Source organism: Leifsonia sp. RAF41 (genome assembly GCF_052114085.1).
Lineage (GTDB): Bacteria > Actinomycetota > Actinomycetes > Actinomycetales > Microbacteriaceae > Leifsonia.
This window is the reverse complement of sequence record NZ_JBFREB010000001.1, coordinates 1,080,777-1,100,335: the sequence shown is the minus strand read 5'-3', so window position 1 is coordinate 1,100,335 and position 19,559 is coordinate 1,080,777. Positions and strand designations below refer to the sequence as shown.

The following is a 19,559-nucleotide window of genomic DNA, read 5'->3' as shown; positions in this document are numbered from 1 at the left end:
TCTCCCCGATGTCCGATTCCCGCGAGTGGACGTCGGCGGTGCGCTCTAGAGTCGACCCATGAGCAGTTCTTTCGCCTACCTCCTTCGCACCACGAGCCCCATCGGGCGGCTCGAACTGACGAGTGACGGCACCGCCGTCACGTCGCTCTCCATCGAGCGTGCAGGTCGCCTGCCACTCGATGAACATCCGGAACGCAGCACACCGGTTCTCGACGACGCGGCCGCACAACTGGCGGAGTACTTCGCGGGTGACCGGCGCACCTTCGACATCCCGGTGCGACTGCAGGGCACCCCCTTCCGCCAGGCCGTGTGGGAGCGGCTCGCGTCACTGGAGTTCGGCACGTTCGTCTCGTACGGAGAGCTGGGCGCGTCGCTCGGCCGCGTCGGCTACGGCCGGGCGATCGGTGGCGCCGTCGGTGCCAACCCGGTTCCGATCATCGTCGGCTGTCACCGCGTGCTGTCATCGAGCGGCCGGGTCACCGGGTACAGCGGCGGAGACGGCATCCCGACCAAACTGTGGCTGCTCGAGCACGAAGGGATCATGCTGGCGGCATGAGCGCGACGCCAGCCTCCCCCGACATCGCTTCCGCGGCCGAGCGCGACCCCCTCGTCATCGGGGAGGACGGGCTGGCCCGCTGCTCGTGGTCGGCCAGCGACCCCGAGTACCGCCGCTACCACGACGATGAGTGGGGCCGGCCGCAGCACGATCCGCGGGCGCTCTACGAGAAGCTGTGTCTCGAAGGGTTCCAGGCGGGACTCTCCTGGATCACGATTTTGCGCCGACGCCCGGCGTTCCGCGAAGTGTTCCTCGGCTTCGAGCCGGAGCGCGTTGCGGCGATGACAGAATCCGACGTGCAACGCCTGCTGCAGGATGCCCGCATCATCCGCCACCGGGGCAAGATCGAGGCGACGATCTCGAACGCCCGGGCGGTCCTCGCCCTCGAGGTCCCGCTGGAGGAGTTGATGTGGAGCTTCGCGCCAGAGCCCCGCTCCGGCCACCGACCACACGCCTGGGGAGAGATCCCGGCGGTGACGCCCGAATCGACCGCGCTCAGCAAAGAGCTGCGGCGTCGCGGCTTCCGCTTCGTCGGCCCCACCACCATGTACGCGCTGATGCAGGCGACCGGAATGGTCGACGACCACTTCGCGGGCTGCTTCCGCGCCTGACCGTGCGCACCCCGCGAAAAGCGGAGTACGCACGGCGGCGCTACGACCGAGAGAGTCGGGCCGACGGCGGAAATGGCTCCGACGCCGGATTCTCGCTGGTGAGGGAGATGCCGCACGTGCCCGACCGCAGGCGGATTCTTGGTGCCTCACACTCCGACGTGGAAACGACGCATTTGGGGATGACGCGCCGGCCACCACACATCGGCCCGACTAGTTGAGGTCAGAGGGATCACAATTCGTGCGCCCTTGCCTCGGATCAGTGATCCTCTCTCTTGGTCGTGAGCTTATCTCACTTTTTAGAAGTGCACCACTGTGAGTTGGCGGTGAGTCGGGTCGGAAACCCGTCAGACCCGAAGCGTCGCCATGAGGCGCCCCGGAGCGCCCCGAACCTCCGGAACAACCAGTTCCAGATCACGCGAGCCGTCATTCGCCGGATGCAGTTCGTAGCCCTCGTCAGCGGCCCAACCGAGCAACTCCGCGCTCGTCGCGAACGACGCTCCCGTCTCGATCAGGGCGCGTGTGAGGAGGCCTTTCGCCTGCTTGTTGAAGTGGTTGAGCGCGCGGACATGTCCCCTGTCATCCCGAGCGAGCACCCGCACATAGTGGGCGTTCTCGCGGTCCGGCAGCGGGGCGAGAGCAGCGTAACCTTCGGACCGGAGGTCGAGCAGGAGATCGTCGCGCTCCGCCAGTGCAGCGGCCCCGGCGGCGGCCCAGCGCTTCTTGAGGGACGCGTCACCGCGCTTCAGCGACAACCGCGAATCGAAGGACAGCCGGTATGCCGGCACGGCGTCATCCGCACCGACCAGACCCAGAAGGGCCGACTGAACCGCCACGGTCTCGGCCGCCACCGCCCAGTCCGAGTCGTCGAGCGATCCCGCGTCGAGCGCGTCGTACAGCACTCCGGTGTAGCGCTCCAACGCGCGCATGGTCGGCGCCGAGACGATGGACCGGTTCCGCTCCACCTCACCGGCCTGCTTCGGTCCGAGCTTGAGTGCCCGGACGGAAGCCTGGTGGTCGGCAGCGAGCGACACCACGGCGTCGACCACCTCGCGACGCACGGGATGCAGCGACGGGAAACGCAGGCGTTCGAGGGCGAGCGGGGACCCCGCTCCCCCGTCCCTCTTCGTCTCCGAGGGCGGGAGCAGGATGAGCACTCTATCCGGCCACGAAGTCGAGAGCCCTGCCGACGTTCTCGCCGAGCGGAGCGGCCGTGTCGAGGGTGACGCGCGGCAGCGAGCCGCAGGCGCCCCTCCACTCGTCGTACTCGTCGACGCTCTGCTCCACGGCGTAGGCGGCGACCAGCCCCGTCCGCTTCGCGAGACGCTCGTCGTGCAGCGCAGGGTCGGAGCACACCGTCTCCACCACCCGGAGCTTGACGTCGCAACGCTCGGCCAGGTCGCGCCACTGCAGGCGCGCCGGCTCCACGGCGTTGACGGCGTCGACGACGACGGAGTGACCGGAGAGCAGCACCTGCTCGGCCATGGTCTCCGCCACCAGGTAGGCCGCGAGGCCGGTCGGCTGGTCGGCGTCGATCCCCGCGCGCAAGACCGAGGCCTCGATCGGGTCCACCGAGATCACCGTTGCACCGAGGCGCCCCGCCAGGATCTCCGCGATGGTGGACTTCCCGGAACCAGGAAGCCCCGCCATCGCCACCAGTATCGGGACGCGGACGTCTCCGAACTGGCGCTCCAGCGGGGCTCCCTGCTGCTCGGGCATGTCAGACCAGCTCGGCCTGACGGGCCACGATGGTGACTGTGTTGTTCTCGACGGAGAGGAAGCCGTCGTCGGCCTGCGCCGCGATCGACTCCCCTCCGGGCACAGTGACGCGAACCTCGCCCTGGGCGAGGATGGCAAGCAGCGGCTCGTGGCCGGGCAGGATACCGATCTGCCCCTCCACGGTGCGCGCCACGACCATGCTCGCCTCGCCCGACCACACTTCGTGGTCGGCGGCGACGACGCTGACGGTGAGGACAGCCATGACTAGCCGTTCTCCTTCTGGATCTGCGCCCACTTCTCTTCAACGTCGGAGATCGCTCCGACGTTGAAGAAGGCCTGCTCGGCGACGTGGTCGAACTCGCCCTTGGCGATCGCATCGAAGGACTCGATGGTCTCCTTGAGCGGGACGGTCGAACCTTCGACGCCGGTGAACTTCTTGGCCATGTAGGTGTTCTGCGAGAGGAACTGCTGGATGCGGCGCGCACGCGACACCGTGATCTTGTCTTCCTCGGAGAGCTCGTCGACACCGAGGATGGCGATGATCTCCTGCAGCTCCTTGTTCTTCTGGAGGATCTGCTTCACGGTGGTGGCCACGCGGTAGTGGTCGGCGCCCAAGTAGCGGGGGTCGAGGATGCGCGAGGTCGAGGTCAGCGGGTCGACGGCCGGGTACAGACCCTTCGACGCGATCTCACGGGAGAGCTCGGTCGTGGCGTCGAGGTGGGCGAACGTGGTCGCCGGCGCCGGGTCGGTGTAGTCGTCGGCCGGCACGTAGATCGCCTGGAGCGAGGTGATCGAGTGACCGCGAGTCGAGGTGATGCGCTCCTGGAGCTGACCCATCTCGTCGGCGAGGTTCGGCTGGTATCCCACGGCGGAGGGCATGCGGCCCAGCAGCGTGGAGACCTCGGAACCGGCCTGGGTGAAGCGGAAGATGTTGTCGATGAAGAGGAGCACGTCCTGCTTCTGCACGTCGCGGAAGTACTCCGCCATCGTCAGCGCGGAGAGCGCGACGCGAAGACGCGTTCCCGGCGGCTCGTCCATCTGACCGAAGACGAGCGCGGTCTTGTCGAACACGCCCGCCTCCTCCATCTCGTGGATGAGGTCGTTGCCCTCACGGGTGCGCTCGCCGACACCGGCGAACACCGACACACCACCGTGGTCCTGCGCAACGCGCTGGATCATCTCCTGGATGAGGACCGTCTTGCCGACACCGGCGCCGCCGAACAGGCCGATCTTGCCGCCCTGCACGTACGGGGTGAGCAGGTCGATGACCTTGATGCCGGTCTCGAACAGCTGCGTCTTCGACTCGAGCTGGTCGAACGCCGGCGGGTTGCGGTGAATGGACCAGCGCTCGCTGATCTCGATCTTCTCCCCGGGTTCGCCGTTCAGGATGTCACCGGTGACGTTGAAGACCTTGCCTTTGGTGACGTCGCCCACGGGAACCGTGATCGGCGAACCCGTGTCGCGCACCTCGCCGCCGCGGACCAGGCCGTCGGTGGGCTTCAGCGCGATGGCGCGGACGAGGTCGTCACCGAGGTGCTGTGCGACCTCGAGCGTGATCTCGTTCGACTCGTCGCCGATGGTGATGGTGGTCTTGAGCGCGTTGTAGATCCCGGGGATGGCATCGTGCGGGAACTCGATGTCGACGACCGGGCCGGTGACGCGAGCGATGCGCCCGACTCCACCCGGCTGCGCGGTCGAAGCCTGGGCTTCGGCGGTAGCGGTAGTCATGATTCTTATCTCTCTCGTAGGACGATTACTTTGCCGAGCTCAACGCGTCCGCGCCGCCGACGATCTCGGAGATCTGCTGGGTGATCTCCGCCTGGCGGGCGTTGTTCGCAAGACGCGTGTAGTCGGTGATGAGCTTGTCGGCGTTGTCGCTCGCAGCCTTCATCGCCTTCTGCGTCGCCGCGTGCTTCGAAGCAGCGGACTGCAGCATGGCGTTGAAGATGCGGCTCTCGATGTAGACGGGCAGCAGCGAGTCGAGCACCGTCCCCACGTCGGGCTCGAACTCGTAGAGCGGGAGGACCTGAGTGCGATCCGGCTCCTCCACGCCTTCGACGACCTCGAGCGGCAGCAGGCGGATGACCTGCGGCTCCTGGGTCAGCATGCTGACGAAGCGGTTGTAGATGATGTGGATCTCGTCGACGCCGCCGTCGGAGGCGTCGCGCAGGAAGGACTCGAGGATCGCGTCGGCGATCTCCTTGGCCTGGTCGAACTCCGGGGCATCCGTGTTGCCGGTCCAGACCCGCTCGAATGCGCGACGGCGGAAGCTGAAGTAGCCCTGCGCCTTGCGTCCGACGAGGAAGTACACGACCTCTTTGCCTTCGCTGCGCAAAAGCTCCGCGAGCTTCTCCGACTCCTTGAGCACGTTCGTGTTGAACGCGCCGGCCAGACCGCGGTCCGACGAGAAGATGACGATCGCTGCGCGCTCGATCTTCTCGGGCTCGGTGGTCAGGATGTGGTCGACGTTCGAGTACGTCGCCACCGCCGACACCGCGCGCGTGATGGCGCGGGCGTACGGCGAGCTGGCGGCGACCCGCGCCTGCGCCTTCTGGATGCGGGAGGCGGAGATCAGCTCCATCGCACGGGTGATCTTCTTGGTCGTCTGGGCAGATCTGATCTTCTGCCGGTAGACCCGAAGCTGTGCTCCCATGTGTCTCCTCTTACCTTTTCTCTCTCGTCGGCTCGGCGCTCAGCGCTTGGCCTTGACGATGCGCTCCTGGTCGACCTCGTCCTTGTCGATGGCCGTGAACTCCTCGCGCCCGACCGAAGCGAGCGGCTTGCCCTCCCCGGTCTGGAACTCGAGCTTGAACGCGTCCACCTCAGCGCCGAGCTTCGAGACCGTGTCGTCGTCGAGGACGTTGGTCTCACGGAGCGTGGTCAGGATGTCGGTGTTGCGACGGAGGTGGTCGAGCAGCTCCTTCTCGAAGCGCAGGATGTCCTCGACGGCGACCTCGTCCAGCTTGCCGTTGGTGCCGGCCCAGATCGAGACGACCTGCTCCTCCACTGGGAACGGCGAGTACTGCGGCTGCTTGAGCAGCTCGGTGAGGCGCGCGCCACGGGCGAGCTGACGGCGGCTCGCCTGGTCGAGGTCGGACGCGAACATCGCGAACGCCTCGAGCGAGCGGTACTGCGCGAGCTCGAGCTTGAGCGTGCCGGAGACCTTCTTGATCGACTTCACCTGCGCGTCGCCACCGACGCGCGAGACCGAGATTCCGACGTCGACCGCTGGACGCTGGTTGGCGTTGAAGAGGTCGGACTGCAGGAAGATCTGGCCGTCGGTGATCGAGATCACGTTGGTCGGGATGTACGCAGAGACGTCGTTCGCCTTGGTCTCGATGATCGGGAGACCGGTCATCGAGCCGGCGCCCAGCTCGTCGGAGAGCTTGGCGCAACGCTCCAGCAGGCGGGAGTGCAGGTAGAAGACGTCACCCGGGTAGGCCTCACGTCCCGGCGGACGACGGAGGAGGAGGGACACCGCACGGTACGCCTCCGCCTGCTTCGACAGGTCGTCGAACACGATGAGGACGTGCTTTCCGCCGTACATCCAGTGCTGACCGATGGCCGAGCCGGTGTAGGGGGCGAGGTACTTGAAGCCGGCCGGGTCGGAAGCGGGAGCCGCGACGATGGTGGTGTACTCCATCGCGCCGGCGTCCTCGAGCGCGCCCTTCACCGAGGCGATGGTCGAGCCCTTCTGGCCGATCGCGACGTAGATGCAGCGAACCTGCTTGTTCTCGTCGCCCGACTCCCAGTTGGCCTTCTGGTTGATGATCGTGTCGATCGCGATGGCCGTCTTGCCGGTCTGGCGGTCGCCGATGATGAGCTGGCGCTGGCCGCGGCCGACCGGGATCATGGCGTCGATCGCCTTAATGCCGGTCTGGAGCGGCTCGTGCACCGACTTGCGCTGCATGACGCCCGGAGCCTGGAGCTCGAGCTCGCGGCGGCCCTCGCTGGCGATCTCGCCGAGGCCGTCGATCGGGTTGCCGAGCGGGTCGACCACGCGGCCGAGGTAGCCGTCGCCGACCGGGACCGAGAGGACCTCGCCGGTGCGGGTCACCTCCATACCCTCGACGATGTGGTCGAACTCACCGAGGACGACGACACCGACCTCGTTCTCGTCGAGGTTCTGGGCCAGGCCCAGGGTGCCGTCGGCGAACTTGATGAGCTCGTTCGCCATCACGCTCGGGAGGCCCTCGACGTGCGCGATGCCGTCGGAAGCGTCGATGACGTGACCGATCTCGGTCGCCTCGGCGCCGGTTGGCTCGTAGCTGTTAACGAAGTCCTTGAGCGCATCGCGGATCTCGTCGGGGCTGATCTGAATATCTGCCATTGTGATTCCTATCTTGAGGCGGGGTCAGCCCGCCAGCTGAAGCCGGAGTTCGGTGAGACGCGACGCGATACTTCCATCGATGACGTCGTCACCGATCTGTACGCGCAATCCGCCGATGATCGAGGGGTCGACGACCTGGTTGATCCTGAGGTCGCCGTAGGTGGCGCTGAGCACCGAGCGTAGGCGCTCGACCTGAGCGTCGGGCAGCGTCGTCGCGGCGTAGACCGTCGCGACGGTCTGGCCGTGCTGGGCAGCCACGATGCGGGCGGCCGCGCGGAGCGACTCACGGATGCTGCGGCCGCGGGGCTGCTCGACGAGCTGGCGCACGATGGCGACCGTCTCCTTCGACGCCCGGCCACCGAGCAGTCGCTGCACGAGGGCGACCTTGGAGTCGCTCGTGGCCAGCTTGCTGCGCAATGCGAGTTCGAGCTGTGCATCGGAGGTCACGGCGCCTCCGAAGGTGAACAGCTCGGCCACGATGTCGACACTCCGCGGCGTGGAGGAGGCGATCGCGCGGATCCCCAGCTCCTCGATCGCGGCGAGCAGGTCATCGTGGGTCGACCAGCGCTGAGCGGCGATGACGCCGAGCAACGCGACGGCCGGCTGCGAGAGCGACCCGAAGATGCGCTTCACGAGCACAGCCTTCGCGTCGGGTGCGGCCGTAGGGTCGCCGAGGACGGCGCGCAGCTGGGCCGAGTCGGCGACGACTCGCCCTGCGGCGAACAGGTCCTCAGCCGTCGCCAGATCGGCCTTGGATCCCAGGTCGGCGAGTGCCGACACGGACCGGGCCAATGCTTCTCTGGTGGCGCTTCCCATCAGTTACCCGATCCTGCCTTCTGCTCGTTCGCCTCGAGGTCCGCCAAGAAGCGGTCGACGATGGCCTGGGCGCGCTTGTCCTCGTCGAGGGCTTCGCGCACGACGGTCGACGCGAGGTCGATGGCGAGCGAGCCGACCTCGCCGCGCAGCTGGACGAGCGCCGTCTGGCGCTCCGCCTCGAGCTGCGCCTGAGCCTGTGCGGTGACGCGGGCAGCCTCGGTCGCGGCGGCCTCACGGGCCTCCACCACGATCTTCTGACCGTCGGCACGAGCGGTCTCGCGGATCTTGCCGGCCTCTGCGCGCGCTTCGGCGAGCTGAGCGGTGTACTCCTCGAGCAGGGCCTCGGCCTTGCGCTGAGCCTCGTCGGCCTTCTCGATGTTGCCCTCGATGGCCTCTGCACGCTCGTCGAGCAGCTTCTTCATACGCGGAAGCACGAGCCTCCAGAAGAAGAACAGGATGATGATGAAGCAGATCAGCGCACCGATGACATCCGGCCACTCGGGGAAGATCGGGTTGTGTGACTGCTCCTCCGCCGCGGCGATGACCATACTGTTCAGCATGGTTCCTCCTTATTGAAGTGAGATAAAGAGGGACTAAACGAAGATGAAGCCGACGGCGATACCGATGAACGCGAGCGCCTCGGTGAACGCGATACCGATGTACATCAGGACCTGGAGACGGCCGGCCAGCTCAGGCTGACGGGCGACGCCCTCGATGGTCTTGCCGACGACGATACCGACGCCGATGGCCGGGCCGATGGCGGCGAGGCCGTAACCGACGGTGGCGATGTTGCCGGAGATTGCAGCGATGTCCACTGTGTGTTTCCTTCCGTGATGGCGATCCGTGCGGGTGCGCGGATCGTTCTTAGTGTTCCTCGGCGACTGCCAGCTGGATGTAGACAGCGGTGAGCAGTGCGAAGACGTAGGCCTGGAGGAGTGCGACCAGGATTTCGAACAGGGTGAAGGCGAAGCCGAAGGCGAACGTGACCGCGCCGAAGAGCGACCACCAGCTGCCCGCGGTGAAGATGAAGAAGGACGTCGCCGTGAAGAACAGGACGAGGAGCAGGTGCCCGACGACCATGTTCATCAGAAGTCGGAGCGTCAGCGTGATCGGACGCAGGATGAACGTCGAGATGAACTCGATCGGAGTCACCAGGATGTAGAGGAACCACGGCACCCCGGGCGGGAAGAGCGCGTTGCGGAAGAAGTTCTTGGGGCTGTTCTTGATACCGGCGTAAATGAACGCGAAGTACGCGGAGACGGCCAGCACGAGCGGAACGCCGATCACCGATGTGCCCGCGATGTTCAGGAACGGGATGATGCCCGTCAGGTTGAAGAACAGCGCCATGAAGAAGATGGTGGTGAGCAGGGGCAGCCAGCGACGGCCGTCCTTCTTGCCCAGCAGGTCCTCTGCGATGTTCACCCGGACGAAGTCGAGGCCCATCTCGACGACCGACTGGAAGCGGCCGGGGATGAGCTTCATGCGACGCGTGCCGAACCAGAACACTAGGAGCAGCACGAGGGTGGCGAACAGCCGGATGAAGAAGATTCGGTTGAACTCGAGGCCACCGATGGTGAACAGGGTCGGGGGGAAGAACTCGTTGATCGAGGGACCATGGAAGCTTCCATCATCGGAGCTTGCGGCCTGGACCAGCAGGTTCACAGCGTTAGCTAACAGCGCTATCTCCTGTTTCGGGGCGTCGAGCTGAAGGCTCTCGCGACGACGAACGGTGGCACACCCTGCACTACTCGCGACTCACGTGTTGTGAGGGCGAACGGGTGGGGGATCGCTGACAACTCTACAAGAGTTTTCAGCCCATAACGAATTGGATACGGGTCAGCGCTTCTCACCCGGAAGGGTGACGTCGCTGGCGTAAGGCATGCGCGACCGGAAGATGACGATCATGTCGACCACGAGCGACCCGATCACCCCCGCGATCAGGCTCAGGAAGAGCACCGTCGGGTTGATCCAGGGCTGGCTGCGCAGCACGACCGCCAGCACCAGGAACAGCACGAACTTGACGATCCAGCCGCCCAGGACAATGCCGAAGAAGAGGCCGACGAAGAGATCCGAGCCGATGAACCGGTTGGCGATCAGGATGCTCAGGGCGGTGATCGACAGGAAGACGGCGGCCATCGCCGTGCCGATCAGGGCACTGGTGACGCCCACCCATCCGGCGAACAGACCGCCCAGCAGCATCCCGACGATCGCGATTGCTCCGGCCAGGATGAGGCCGTACTTGAGGACATCGCGCAGGACAGGCGTCGAGGTCGGTTGTGCGGCGGGCCGTGCCGGTGTGGGGCCTGGCTGGTCTGTCATCGGGACTCCTCGGTGAGGGCGGGGGTGGTCGGGGCGGCGTCACGCTCGCTGGCCACGTCGAGCTGGTCGAACCGTGCCGTCGCGGCGGCCTCCACGCTGCCGGCGGGCGCGAGCTCGGCGACGGCCTCGTTGGCCTTGCGACGACTGAGCGGCGCGAGCGTGAAGGCGGTGCAGACGACCAGGCCGATGGCGACGAACACGATCGCCATCCAGTACGGGTCGAAGAAGAACAGGAGGCAGCCGATCGAGAGCACGGCCGTCCACGCGTAGAAGATGAGCACGGCGTGCAGGTGGGTGTGCCCCATGTCGAGCAGCCGGTGGTGCAGGTGCTTGCGGTCGGCGCTGAACGGCGACTTCCCCGCCCGCAGCCGCCGGATGACCGCGAGGCCGAAGTCGAGCAGCGGCACCACGAGCACGGCGAACGGCAGGATGACCGGGATGAATGCGGGCACGAGCGACGACTTGCCGAGCGTCTGCAGCGCCTCCGGGTTGATCGTCCCCGTCACAGAGATGGCCGACGTGGCCATCAGCAGCCCGATGAGGAGTGCGCCGGCGTCTCCCATGAACATCTTCGCGGGGTGCCAGTTGAGCGGCAGGAACCCGGCGCAGGCGCCGACCAGGATGGCAGCGATGACGCCGGCCAGGCTGAAGTAGTTCTGCGGGCTGATCTCGCGCTGCAGCAGGTAGGTGTAGACGAGGAACGTGCCGTTGGCGATCAGCGCGACACCCGCGACCAGACCGTCCAGCCCGTCGATGAAGTTGATCGCATTCATCACGAGCACGATGGCGAACAGCGTGATGATGATCGACATCACGGGCGATCCGACAGTCAGACCGCCGATCGGCAGCGAGTAGATCTGCACTCCCAGCCAGGCCACCAGCCCGGCGGCCACGAACTGGCCGGCGAGCTTCGTCATCCAGTCGAGGTCCCAGATGTCGTCGGCGACGCCGATCACCACGATGAGGAGGGACGCGCCGAGGATGGCGAGGATCGGCCCCTGATCCGAGAAGATCAGGCCCAGCACGCCGAACTGGCTGGAAAGCAGCCAGGAGACCCCGAAGGCGACCAGGATGCCGAGGAACATCGCCACACCGCCGAGCCGGGGCGTCGGCCGGGTATGCACATCCCGTGCACGGATCTTCGGGTACAGCTTGTAACGCATCGCCAGCTTGTACACGACGAAGGACATCCCGAACGTGATGACCGCCGAGATCAGGGCGAGGGCGAGGAGGAGGGTCACGGCTCAGGCGTCCGAGGGGACGGCGAGGACGTCGCCGACGACCTCCCGCAGCTGCTCGACCGAGATGACGCCCTGGCGCAGGATGCGGAGGCCGCCGACGCCCGCGGCGAGCGCTGTGGCATCCACGATCGTGGAGGAGGAGTCCCTGCCGTCGACGCGCTCGTAGGCCGAGCCCGCCTCTCCCCCGTCGAGGTAGACCGAGATCGAGTCACCGAGCATCGCCGCAGCCTCCGCGGCGGTGCGGGCGGCCGGGCGGCCGGTCAGGTTCGCGGATGACACCGCGAGCGGGCCCGTCTCCGACAGGAGCTCGAGCGCGATCGTGTCCTGGGGCATGCGGAGTGCGACGGTCCCCTTGGTCTCCCCCAGGTCCCACACCAGGGAGGGCGAGGCCGGGAGCACGATGGTCAGGCCGCCGGGCCAGAACGCTTTCACCAGCGCATCCACTTCGTCCGGCACGCGCTCCGCGAGCGCAGCCAGGGTCGGGATGCCGGGGACGAGCACGGGCGGCGGCGACTGGCGGCCGCGTCCCTTCGCATCGAGAAGACGCTGGACCGCGGCGGGGCTGAACGCGTCGGCCGCGACCCCGTAGACCGTGTCCGTGGGGATGACGACGAGTTCGCCGCGACCGATCGCCGCTCGGGCGAGGCGCATGCCGGTGAGCAGCTCGGAGTCGACCGAGCAGTCGTAGATGGGTGCCATGACGGCTCCAATGATAGCCGGGGAGTCGACGCCCCGACTGGGAGGACGATACTGGAGGCATATGGACGTCTACTTCTTCGACTGCGACAAGACGCTCTACGACTACGACTTCCATAAGCGGCTGCCGAAGCTCGCAGAGCTCGGGCGTGTGAGCCAGTACCGGCTCGCCTCCTCCTGGTGGGCCGGCGGATTCGAGCGTGCGGCCGAGATCGGCGAGTACTCCACCAGCGAGGAGTACCTGGCGGCGTTCGCCGAGGTGACGGGAGCCCGGCTGACGCTCGCCCAGTGGCAGGTGGCGCGGAAGGCCGCGATGACCCCGATCCCCGGAGCGATCGCGGCGCTGCACGAGGCGGCGACACTCGGGACGGTCTCGCTGTTGTCGAACAACCCCATCCCGTTCAAGGACTCGCTGCCCGAGCTGACGCCCGAGATCGTCGACGTGCTCGGTGGCAACGACCTGGTGTCCGCGGTGCTCGGCGCTCGAAAGCCCGAGCGCCGCATCTACACGCGAGCGCTCGGGCGATTCGGGGTGGAGCCTGCGAACGCCATCCTGTTCGACGACTCGATCGCGAACGTGGAGGGTGCCCGCGCCTGCGGGATGCAGGCCTACCACTTCGTGAAGCGGGAGGACGGCAGCTTCGACACCGAGGGGATGGTGGAGGCGATCCACGCGTTCGCCTCCCGTCCGCGCTGACCGCCGCTGCCGGCTCCCGGGCGGAAGGGTTCGGGGTCAGCGGCGCCCGGCGGAGCGCCGGAACAGCCACGCCGCCCAGACATAGGCCGCACCGATGATCAGCCCGCACCAGCCCAGCGCCCACCACAGGTCGGAACCGGGGTCGCGTCCGAACAGGAGCGCCCGGATGGTCTCGATGATCGGCGTGATCGGCTGATTATCGGCGACCCATCGGAGCCAGGTCGGCATGGTGTCGGTCGGCACGAACGCGCTCGACAGGTAGGGCAGGAACAGCAGGGCGAAGCCGTACGAGCTGGCCGCCGTCGGGCTCTTCGCGGCGAGCCCCAGCCCTGCGTACAGCCAGGTGATGGCGAGGATGAACAGTGCGACCATGCCGAGGGCACCGGCCCACTGCAGCAGGTTCGCGGTCGGCCGGAAGCCCACCAGCAGAGCCACGCCGATGACGACTCCGGTCGCCAGGAGGTTGCGGAAGAGGCTGGCGACGACGTGGCCGGTGATGACGCCCCGGGAACGCAGCGGCATGGTGCGGAAGCGGTCCACGATCCCGTCGCTCATATCGCGGGCGACATCCACCGCCGTGCTGGAGGCGCCGAAACCCGCGCACAGCAGGATGATGCCGGGCACGACGTACTGTACGTAGCCGCCCCCGGTATCCAGCGCTCCCCCGAACACGAACGTGAACAGGAGCATGAGCATGACGGGCAGGACGACCGCCATGGTGAGCGCCTCGACGTCCCGAAGCGAATGGCGGATGCTGCGGCCGACGAAGACACGGGTGCTGGCGAACGGCGTCACCGGCCGCTCGGGACGGGCGGGGATGGATCCCGCGGTTGCACTGAGGGCGGTCATCGGACGGCCTCCTTCTCGATCTCGGCTGCGGTGGAGGACGATTGCCCGGTCAGGGCGAGGAACGCGTCGTCGAGCGACGGCTTGCGGATGCCGATGGAGCCGTCGGGGACGCGGAGGGCGTCGAGCTCGTCGATGGCGGTGCGAAGCGCATCCACGCTGCCGTCCGTCGGCAGCTCGCGGACGATCTCGCCGCGCGCATCCCGGAGCTCGACGACCTCGCCACCGACCTGCGCCTTCAGTTCCGCCGCGGTGCCCTCGGCCACGATGACGCCGTGGTCGAGCACCGCGATGCGGTCGGCAAGCTGGTCGGCCTCCTCGAGGTACTGCGTGGTGAGCAGAATGGTCGTACCCCGGCGCGCGAGCTCCTGGATCATGTCCCACAGCGTCTGCCGGCTGCGCGTGTCCAGGCCCGTCGTCGGCTCGTCCAGGAAGATGACCGGCGGCGTCGCGACCAGGCTGAGCGTCAGGTCGAGCCGACGGCGCATCCCGCCGGAGTAGGTCGCAACGCGCTTACGCGCGGCGTCCGCCAGATCGAACCGGTCGATCAGTTCCGCTGCACGGCGCTGGGATTCGGCGGCGGAGAACCCGGAGAGCCGGGCCATCATCCGCAGATTCTCTTCCCCCGTCAGGACGCCGTCGACCGCGGCCGCCTGGCCGGTGACGCTGATCGCGCGGCGGATGCCGTCCGCGTCGGTCGCGAGGTCGTGGCCCGCAACGGTGACGGTGCCCGCGTCCGGTTGGACGAGGGTGGAGAGGATGGTGATGAGCGTTGTCTTGCCCGCTCCGTTGGGCCCGAGCAGCGCGAACACGCTGCCTGGCTCCACGCGGAGGTCGATTCCGTCGAGGACGGTCTGCGTGCCGTAAGCCTTGTGCACGCCCGTCACCTCGATCGCTGGTTCGGTCATGATGATCCTTTCAACTGTGTGTGACGTAAACTGTTTATGCCGTATACGGTTGTTTAAGTGATACACAGTTCTAGGATGAGTGTCAACAGCACGCTCGAGAAGGGCTTCGGACATGGGCGAAGACGTCGAGGAGGCGCTCCCCCGAGCCGTCGCCCTCAGCTGGGGCGTGGCGGAGCACCCGCAGCGCGGACCGAAACGCGAGCTCAGCGTCGAACGGATCGTCGACACGGCGATCGAGCTGGCCGACGCCGAAGGCCTCGGGGCGGTGTCGATGAGCCGCATCGCGAACGAGCTCGGGTTCACGACCATGTCGCTGTACCGCTACGTCACCAGCAAGGACGACGTACTCGCCCTCATGCAGGACGCGGTGTGCGAGCTGCCGATCCCGCCCGACGACGGCCTGGCCGGCTCGGGCTACGGCGAGGGCGACTGGCGCGCGGGGCTGCGGCGCTGGTCGATGGCGACGATCGATGTGATGCGTGAGCACCCGTGGTTCCCCGACATCCCGATCAGCGGCATCCCGCTGATGCCGAACAACCTCACGGTGCTCGACTGGGGGCTGCGGGAGATGCGCAGCCTGCCCCTCACGGACGCCGAGAAGATGTCGACAGCACTGCTGCTGTCCTCGTACGCGCGGGCTGTCGGCGTCGTCGAACGCGACGTGGCCCGGTCACGCCAGACGGACGGGCCGCCGGCCTACGGGGAGGCGTTCACGTCCGCGCTCGCGGAGCTGGTCACTCCCGAGCGCTTCCCGGACCTCGCCCCGCTGGTGGCGTCCGGAACCTATGCGGACGCGGACGGCGGCGAGCAGGACGACTTCGCGTTCGGGCTCGAACGCATCCTGGACGGGATCGAGCGCTATGTCGCCGCGAAGGGAGGCGCGAAGGCGGTCCCGACTCCGCAACCGTCCGATCCGGTGCCGCGGGACAAGGCCGTGCGCGAGGCCGCGAAGGCCCGCCGCGAGGCCGAGTCGAAGCTGCGCGAAGCCCGCAAGCGCGAGCGCGAGGCGATCGCCCGCGCCCGCGAGCGCGCCGCCCGCGAGGCTGAGCGCGCCGCCCGCTGACCCCACCCCGCTCGCGTACTGGCGGGTCAGATGTAGATGGCGGGGTCGAGCCAGTCGTCGCCGGCGATCTGCTCGTGCCCTGAGCGTGGGCGTGGATGGGCGGGGACGCCGACGAGGAGCGAGTCCGGCGGGGCGTCGCGCGTGACCACCGCGTTCGCGCCGATCACCGAGTGGGCACCGATCGTGATCGCACCCAGGACCTTCGCACCGGCCCCGACCACGACGCCGTCCTCGACGGTGGGATGCCGCTTGCCGTGCCCGCTCCCCCGGCCGCCGAGCGTCACGCCGTGGTAGAGCATGACGTCGTCGCCGACCCACGTCGTCTCGCCGATCACCACGCCCATCCCGTGATCGATGAAGAAGCGCCGTCCGATGCGCGCGCCCGGGTGGATCTCGATCCCGGTGAAGAAGCGCGTCAGCTGCGACAGGAAGCGAGCCGGGGTGCGCAGACCCGCCTGCCAGAGTCGGTGGGCCACCCGGTACGACCAGATCGCGTGCAGCCCGGAGTACGCGAGCGTGACCTCGAAACCGCTGCGGGCGGCCGGGTCGTGCCTGCGTGCATTGCGGACGTCCTCGCGCGCCCTGAAGATCGGCACTCCGCTCAGTCCAGGAGGTCCGCCCAGAGCGGCGTGGAGATGTAGCGTTCGCCGGTGTCGCACACGATCGCGACGATCGTCTTCCCCGCATTCTCCGGACGCTTCGCCAGCTGCAGTGCGGCCCAGACGATCGCGCCGGAGGAGATGCCGGCCAGGATGCCCTCATCGCTCGCCAGCTTCTTCGCCACGTCGAGCGCGTCATCGAGCGAGACGTCCACAACCTCGTCGTAGATCGTGGTGTCGAGGATCTCGGGCACGAAGTTGGCGCCGATCCCCTGGATCTTGTGCGGGCCGGGCTTCCCGCCGTTCAGGATGGGCGAATCGAGCGGCTCGACCGCGACGACCTGCACGCCGGGCTTGCGCTCCTTCAGGACCTGCCCGACACCCGTGATCGTCCCGCCGGTGCCAACGCCCGCGACGAAGATGTCGACGCCGCCGTCGGTGTCCTCCCAGATCTCCTCCGCCGTGGTGGCGCGGTGGATCGCCGGGTTGGCCTCGTTCTCGAACTGCCGTGCCCAGATGGCGTTCTCGGTGCTCTCGACGATCTGCTGGGCGATCTCGACCGCGCCGCGCATCCCGTCGGCGCCGGGCGTCAACTCGACCTTCGCGCCGAACGCGCGCAGCAGCACGCGGCGCTCCTTGCTCGCCGTCTCCGGCATCGCCAGGATGACGTCGTACCCGCGCGCGGCGCCCACCATGGCGAGCGCGATCCCGGTGTTGCCGCTGGTGGCCTCGACGATCGTGCCGCCCGGACGCAGGGCGCCCGCCTTCTCGGCTGCATCGACGATGGCGACGCCGATGCGATCCTTCACGCTGCCGGCCGGGTTGTAGAACTCGAGCTTCGCCAGGACCGTCGCGTCGAGCCCGGCGGTGAGACTGTTCAGCCGGACGAGCGGCGTCCGCCCGACGGCCTCGGTGACGTTGTCGTAGATGTGTCCGGACATGGGCCTCTTCCTTGCGGGATGGTGGCGGGAGGATCGCGTCACCACTCTAGACGCCGGACGCGGGCGGGGAGCACGCGTGACGGACGGTAGGCTCGTCGGGCGATGACCCCCGAATCCTCCGCCACTCCCCCCGCGACCGTCCGTGCTCTCCGCGATGAGGCGGTGGCCGTGCTCTCTCGCGCGGGCGTCCCCGACCCGGAGGTGGATACTGAGTTGCTGATCGGCCACGTCATCGGTGAGAGCCGGGGCCGCGTCCAGGCCCTGGTCGTCATGGATGCGGAGATCTCTGCCGAGGACGCCGAAAGCGTGCGGTTGGTCGTCGAACGCCGTGCTGCGCGCGAGCCGCTGCAGCACATCACCGGCCGGGCGCCGTTCCGCTCCCTCGAACTGAACGTCGGGCCTGGGGTGTTCGTCCCCCGGCCGGAGACCGAGCAGGTGGCGCAGTTCGCCATCGACGCACTGCGCGCGGTCCCCTCGCCGGAGCCCGTCGCGGTCGACCTGGGCACCGGCAGCGGCGCCATCGCGCTGGCCCTGGCCACAGAGGTCCCGCACGCACGGGTGTATGCGGTGGAGAACTCCCCGGAGGCGTTCATCTGGACCCGGCGCAACGTGGATGAGGTAGGCGCGACCAATCTGACGCCGGTCTTCATCGATCTGGCCGACGCCCTCCCGGGACTGGACGGCACGGTCGACGTGGTCATCTCCAACCCGCCGTACGTGCCGGACGACGCGATCCCCCGCGACCCGGAGGTTCGCCTGCACGACCCGCACGCCGCGCTCTACGGCGGTCCGGACGGTCTCGACGTGGTGCGGACCATCTCCCGCGTGGCTCAGCGCCTCCTGCGCCCCGGCGGCACCCTCGTGCTGGAGCACGGCGAGCTGCAGGGTGCGGCGATCCGCGACATCCTGACGGCCGACGGCTGGCGCGCCGCCGCCACCCACCGCGACCTCACGACCCGCGACCGCGCCACCACCGCCCTCCGCTGACCCTGCGGCGTCCCTGCTGCTGTGCGCACCTCCATCGCTTCCTCGGTTAATCCGGGCTTCGACGGCGTGTCAGCAGATTAAACGAGGAAGCGACTGAGGGGTGCGGGGGTGGGTCAGTCGTTGGCCAGGTCGGCCAGGCGGGCCTCTTCGTCGGCGAGGATGTTCGACTCGATGACAGGCGCCAGGGCCCCGTTCATGACGGCGTCGAGGTTGTAGGCCTTGTAGCCGGTGCGGTGGTCCGCGATCCGGTTCTCCGGGAAGTTGTACGTGCGGATGCGCTCGGAGCGGTCCATGGTGCGGATCTGGCCCTTACGGAACTCCGCGGCCTCCGCGTCCGCCTCCTCCTGCTGCCGGGCGAGCAGTCGCGCACGGAGCACCCGCATCGCCGCCTCGCGGTTCTGCAGCTGACTCTTCTCGTTCTGCATCGACACGACGATGCCGGTCGGCACGTGCGTGATCCGCACCGCCGAGTCGGTCGTGTTGACCGACTGACCGCCGGGGCCGGAGGAGCGGAAGACGTCGATCTTGAGGTCGTTCTGGTTGATGTCGACCTCCTCCGGCTCGTCCACCTCCGGGAACACGAGCACGCCCGCGGCGGAGGTGTGGATGCGGCCCTGCGACTCGGTCGCCGGCACGCGCTGCACACGGTGCACACCGCCCTCGTACTTCAGGTGCGCCCACACGCCCTCGGCGGGGTCGGAGGAGTTGCCCTTGAAGGCGACCTGCACATCCTTGACGCCGCCGAGGTCGCTCGAGGTCTGCTCGATGATCTCGGTCTTCCAGCGCTGGGAGTCGGCGTAGTGCAGGTACATCCGCAGCAGGTCGCCGGCGAACAGCGCCGATTCGGCGCCGCCCTCCCCCATCTTGATCTCCATGATCACGTCACGGCTGTCGTTGGGGTCGCGCGGGATGAGCAGGCGGCGCAGCTTCTCTGACGTCTCCGCCACGCTCTCCTCCAGCCCCGGGATCTCCTCGGCGAACGCGGCGTCCTCCGTGGCCAGCTCGCGGGCGGCCTCCAGGTCTTCGGACAGCTGCTTCCACTCGTTGTAGGACGCGACGATGCGGGAGAGCTCGGCGTACCGGCGGTTCACCTTCTTGGAGCGGACCGGGTCGCTGTGCAGGTCGGGATCCGACAGCTGGCGCTGCAGGTCGTCGTGCTCGGCGATGAGGGTGTTCACCGATTCGAACATGGGTCTCCTTCTGGAGTTTCGGTTCCTTCGATCGCAAAAGCGC

At 67.9% G+C, this 19,559-nt stretch carries 23 protein-coding genes; 5 read left to right on the top strand and 18 right to left on the bottom strand.

The features are described 5' to 3' along the window. Positions 1-58: 58 nt before the first annotated feature. Together AB4Y74_RS05240 and AB4Y74_RS05235 are read left to right on the top strand one after the other, a co-directional pair. On the top strand, positions 59-556 hold the full coding sequence (locus tag AB4Y74_RS05240) for a methylated-DNA--[protein]-cysteine S-methyltransferase (RefSeq protein WP_441798062.1): 498 nt from the start codon (positions 59-61) through the stop codon (positions 554-556). Next, entirely contained in the window at positions 553-1,167 is a 615-nt protein-coding gene (locus AB4Y74_RS05235; protein WP_441798061.1) for a DNA-3-methyladenine glycosylase I, read from the top strand. The genes AB4Y74_RS05240 and AB4Y74_RS05235 overlap by 4 nt, the downstream gene beginning before the upstream one ends. Positions 1,168-1,511: 344 nt before the next feature. Here AB4Y74_RS05235 and AB4Y74_RS05230 read toward each other — a convergent pair whose 3' ends face one another. The 13 genes from AB4Y74_RS05230 to AB4Y74_RS05170 all read right to left on the bottom strand — a co-directional run bounded on the left by AB4Y74_RS05230 (position 1,512) and on the right by AB4Y74_RS05170 (position 12,288). Beyond that, complete coding sequence (locus AB4Y74_RS05230) at positions 1,512-2,321, bottom strand: YaaA family protein (protein ID WP_441798060.1); 810 nt, start codon at positions 2,319-2,321, stop codon at positions 1,512-1,514. A gap of 1 nt (position 2,322) precedes the next feature. Continuing rightward, complete coding sequence (locus AB4Y74_RS05225; protein ID WP_441798059.1) at positions 2,323-2,883, bottom strand: AAA family ATPase; 561 nt, start codon at positions 2,881-2,883, stop codon at positions 2,323-2,325. Position 2,884: 1 nt separating this feature from the next. Then, positions 2,885-3,145: a F0F1 ATP synthase subunit epsilon gene (locus tag AB4Y74_RS05220; RefSeq protein WP_441798058.1), complete on the bottom strand. Its 261-nt coding sequence runs from the start codon at positions 3,143-3,145 to the stop codon at positions 2,885-2,887. A 2-nt stretch (positions 3,146-3,147) separates the two neighbouring features. Continuing rightward, entirely contained in the window at positions 3,148-4,611 is a 1,464-nt protein-coding gene (gene atpD / locus AB4Y74_RS05215; protein WP_441798057.1) for a F0F1 ATP synthase subunit beta, read from the bottom strand. Between the two features lie 25 nt (positions 4,612-4,636). After that, positions 4,637-5,536, bottom strand: a complete 900-nt coding sequence (locus tag AB4Y74_RS05210) for a F0F1 ATP synthase subunit gamma (RefSeq protein ID WP_441798056.1) — start codon at positions 5,534-5,536, stop codon at positions 4,637-4,639. 39 nt (positions 5,537-5,575) lie between these two features. After that, entirely contained in the window at positions 5,576-7,213 is a 1,638-nt protein-coding gene (gene atpA, locus AB4Y74_RS05205; RefSeq protein WP_441798055.1) for a F0F1 ATP synthase subunit alpha, read from the bottom strand. Positions 7,214-7,237: 24 nt separating this feature from the next. Then, positions 7,238-8,029 (bottom strand): F0F1 ATP synthase subunit delta, encoded by a 792-nt coding sequence (locus AB4Y74_RS05200; protein ID WP_441798054.1) that lies wholly within the window; start codon positions 8,027-8,029, stop codon positions 7,238-7,240. Further along, a complete protein-coding gene (locus AB4Y74_RS05195) occupies positions 8,029-8,589 on the bottom strand; it encodes a F0F1 ATP synthase subunit B (RefSeq protein WP_441798053.1) in 561 nt (186 codons plus the stop codon). Before AB4Y74_RS05195 ends, AB4Y74_RS05200 begins: the two co-directional genes overlap by 1 nt. A gap of 33 nt (positions 8,590-8,622) precedes the next feature. Further along, positions 8,623-8,844 carry a F0F1 ATP synthase subunit C gene (gene atpE, locus AB4Y74_RS05190; RefSeq protein WP_163290842.1) on the bottom strand — a complete coding sequence of 74 codons (222 nt, stop codon included), beginning with the start codon at positions 8,842-8,844 and terminating at the stop codon, positions 8,623-8,625. A 49-nt stretch (positions 8,845-8,893) separates the two neighbouring features. Next, positions 8,894-9,691, bottom strand: a complete 798-nt coding sequence (gene atpB, locus AB4Y74_RS05185) for a F0F1 ATP synthase subunit A (protein WP_441798052.1) — start codon at positions 9,689-9,691, stop codon at positions 8,894-8,896. A gap of 174 nt (positions 9,692-9,865) precedes the next feature. Beyond that, positions 9,866-10,348: a hypothetical protein gene (locus tag AB4Y74_RS05180; RefSeq protein WP_441798051.1), complete on the bottom strand. Its 483-nt coding sequence runs from the start codon at positions 10,346-10,348 to the stop codon at positions 9,866-9,868. Then, on the bottom strand, positions 10,345-11,589 hold the full coding sequence (locus tag AB4Y74_RS05175) for an MraY family glycosyltransferase (RefSeq protein ID WP_441798050.1): 1,245 nt from the start codon (positions 11,587-11,589) through the stop codon (positions 10,345-10,347). Before AB4Y74_RS05175 ends, AB4Y74_RS05180 begins: the two co-directional genes overlap by 4 nt. A gap of 3 nt (positions 11,590-11,592) precedes the next feature. After that, the gene (locus tag AB4Y74_RS05170) at positions 11,593-12,288 is read right to left on the bottom strand and encodes an L-threonylcarbamoyladenylate synthase (protein ID WP_441798049.1); all 696 of its coding nucleotides are present in this window, start codon (positions 12,286-12,288) and stop codon (positions 11,593-11,595) included. A 61-nt stretch (positions 12,289-12,349) separates the two neighbouring features. Between AB4Y74_RS05170 and AB4Y74_RS05165 the strand changes: the two genes are divergently transcribed. Continuing rightward, complete coding sequence (locus AB4Y74_RS05165; protein ID WP_441798048.1) at positions 12,350-12,982, top strand: HAD family hydrolase; 633 nt, start codon at positions 12,350-12,352, stop codon at positions 12,980-12,982. A gap of 36 nt (positions 12,983-13,018) precedes the next feature. Here the strand turns inward: AB4Y74_RS05165 and AB4Y74_RS05160 are convergent, their stop codons facing one another. Further along, complete coding sequence (locus AB4Y74_RS05160; RefSeq protein ID WP_441798047.1) at positions 13,019-13,831, bottom strand: ABC transporter permease; 813 nt, start codon at positions 13,829-13,831, stop codon at positions 13,019-13,021. Beyond that, the gene (locus AB4Y74_RS05155) at positions 13,828-14,736 is read right to left on the bottom strand and encodes an ATP-binding cassette domain-containing protein (RefSeq protein WP_441798046.1); all 909 of its coding nucleotides are present in this window, start codon (positions 14,734-14,736) and stop codon (positions 13,828-13,830) included. Before AB4Y74_RS05155 ends, AB4Y74_RS05160 begins: the two co-directional genes overlap by 4 nt. Before the next feature lie 112 nt (positions 14,737-14,848). Here AB4Y74_RS05155 and AB4Y74_RS05150 point away from each other — a divergent pair, with 112 nt between their 5' ends. After that, positions 14,849-15,799 (top strand): TetR/AcrR family transcriptional regulator, encoded by a 951-nt coding sequence (locus AB4Y74_RS05150; protein ID WP_441798045.1) that lies wholly within the window; start codon positions 14,849-14,851, stop codon positions 15,797-15,799. 26 nt (positions 15,800-15,825) lie between these two features. Here AB4Y74_RS05150 and epsC read toward each other — a convergent pair whose 3' ends face one another. After that, positions 15,826-16,395 carry a serine O-acetyltransferase EpsC gene (gene epsC, locus AB4Y74_RS05145; protein WP_441798044.1) on the bottom strand — a complete coding sequence of 190 codons (570 nt, stop codon included), beginning with the start codon at positions 16,393-16,395 and terminating at the stop codon, positions 15,826-15,828. A gap of 5 nt (positions 16,396-16,400) precedes the next feature. Beyond that, the gene (gene cysK, locus AB4Y74_RS05140; protein ID WP_441798043.1) at positions 16,401-17,339 is read right to left on the bottom strand and encodes a cysteine synthase A; all 939 of its coding nucleotides are present in this window, start codon (positions 17,337-17,339) and stop codon (positions 16,401-16,403) included. Between the two features lie 102 nt (positions 17,340-17,441). Here cysK and prmC point away from each other — a divergent pair, with 102 nt between their 5' ends. Beyond that, on the top strand, positions 17,442-18,326 hold the full coding sequence (gene prmC, locus AB4Y74_RS05135) for a peptide chain release factor N(5)-glutamine methyltransferase (RefSeq protein WP_441798042.1): 885 nt from the start codon (positions 17,442-17,444) through the stop codon (positions 18,324-18,326). A 113-nt stretch (positions 18,327-18,439) separates the two neighbouring features. On the opposite strand, the gene prfA is transcribed toward prmC, so the two are convergent. Then, positions 18,440-19,516, bottom strand: coding sequence for a peptide chain release factor 1 (gene prfA / locus AB4Y74_RS05130; protein ID WP_441798041.1), 1,077 nt, complete (start codon positions 19,514-19,516; stop codon positions 18,440-18,442). Positions 19,517-19,559: the final 43 nt, after the last annotated feature.

What these genes read in the sequence shown, in the direction of transcription:
- cysK (WP_441798043.1), bottom strand. Translation starts at nt 17,339, where the DNA reads ATGTCCGGACACATCTACGACAACGTCACCGAGGCCGTCGGGCGGACG.
- prmC (WP_441798042.1), top strand. Translation starts at nt 17,442, where the DNA reads ATGACCCCCGAATCCTCCGCCACTCCCCCCGCGACCGTCCGTGCTCTC.
- AB4Y74_RS05170 (WP_441798049.1), bottom strand. Translation starts at nt 12,288, where the DNA reads ATGGCACCCATCTACGACTGCTCGGTCGACTCCGAGCTGCTCACCGGC.
- AB4Y74_RS05225 (WP_441798059.1), bottom strand. Translation starts at nt 2,883, where the DNA reads ATGCCCGAGCAGCAGGGAGCCCCGCTGGAGCGCCAGTTCGGAGACGTC.
- AB4Y74_RS05195 (WP_441798053.1), bottom strand. Translation starts at nt 8,589, where the DNA reads ATGCTGAACAGTATGGTCATCGCCGCGGCGGAGGAGCAGTCACACAAC.
- atpD (WP_441798057.1), bottom strand. Translation starts at nt 4,611, where the DNA reads ATGACTACCGCTACCGCCGAAGCCCAGGCTTCGACCGCGCAGCCGGGT.
- AB4Y74_RS05150 (WP_441798045.1), top strand. Translation starts at nt 14,849, where the DNA reads ATGGGCGAAGACGTCGAGGAGGCGCTCCCCCGAGCCGTCGCCCTCAGC.
- AB4Y74_RS05235 (WP_441798061.1), top strand. Translation starts at nt 553, where the DNA reads ATGAGCGCGACGCCAGCCTCCCCCGACATCGCTTCCGCGGCCGAGCGC.
- AB4Y74_RS05220 (WP_441798058.1), bottom strand. Translation starts at nt 3,145, where the DNA reads ATGGCTGTCCTCACCGTCAGCGTCGTCGCCGCCGACCACGAAGTGTGG.
- AB4Y74_RS05210 (WP_441798056.1), bottom strand. Translation starts at nt 5,536, where the DNA reads ATGGGAGCACAGCTTCGGGTCTACCGGCAGAAGATCAGATCTGCCCAG.
- AB4Y74_RS05200 (WP_441798054.1), bottom strand. Translation starts at nt 8,029, where the DNA reads ATGGGAAGCGCCACCAGAGAAGCATTGGCCCGGTCCGTGTCGGCACTC.
- AB4Y74_RS05180 (WP_441798051.1), bottom strand. Translation starts at nt 10,348, where the DNA reads ATGACAGACCAGCCAGGCCCCACACCGGCACGGCCCGCCGCACAACCG.
- prfA (WP_441798041.1), bottom strand. Translation starts at nt 19,516, where the DNA reads ATGTTCGAATCGGTGAACACCCTCATCGCCGAGCACGACGACCTGCAG.
- AB4Y74_RS05165 (WP_441798048.1), top strand. Translation starts at nt 12,350, where the DNA reads ATGGACGTCTACTTCTTCGACTGCGACAAGACGCTCTACGACTACGAC.
- AB4Y74_RS05160 (WP_441798047.1), bottom strand. Translation starts at nt 13,831, where the DNA reads ATGACCGCCCTCAGTGCAACCGCGGGATCCATCCCCGCCCGTCCCGAG.
- atpA (WP_441798055.1), bottom strand. Translation starts at nt 7,213, where the DNA reads ATGGCAGATATTCAGATCAGCCCCGACGAGATCCGCGATGCGCTCAAG.
- AB4Y74_RS05240 (WP_441798062.1), top strand. Translation starts at nt 59, where the DNA reads ATGAGCAGTTCTTTCGCCTACCTCCTTCGCACCACGAGCCCCATCGGG.
- AB4Y74_RS05155 (WP_441798046.1), bottom strand. Translation starts at nt 14,736, where the DNA reads ATGACCGAACCAGCGATCGAGGTGACGGGCGTGCACAAGGCTTACGGC.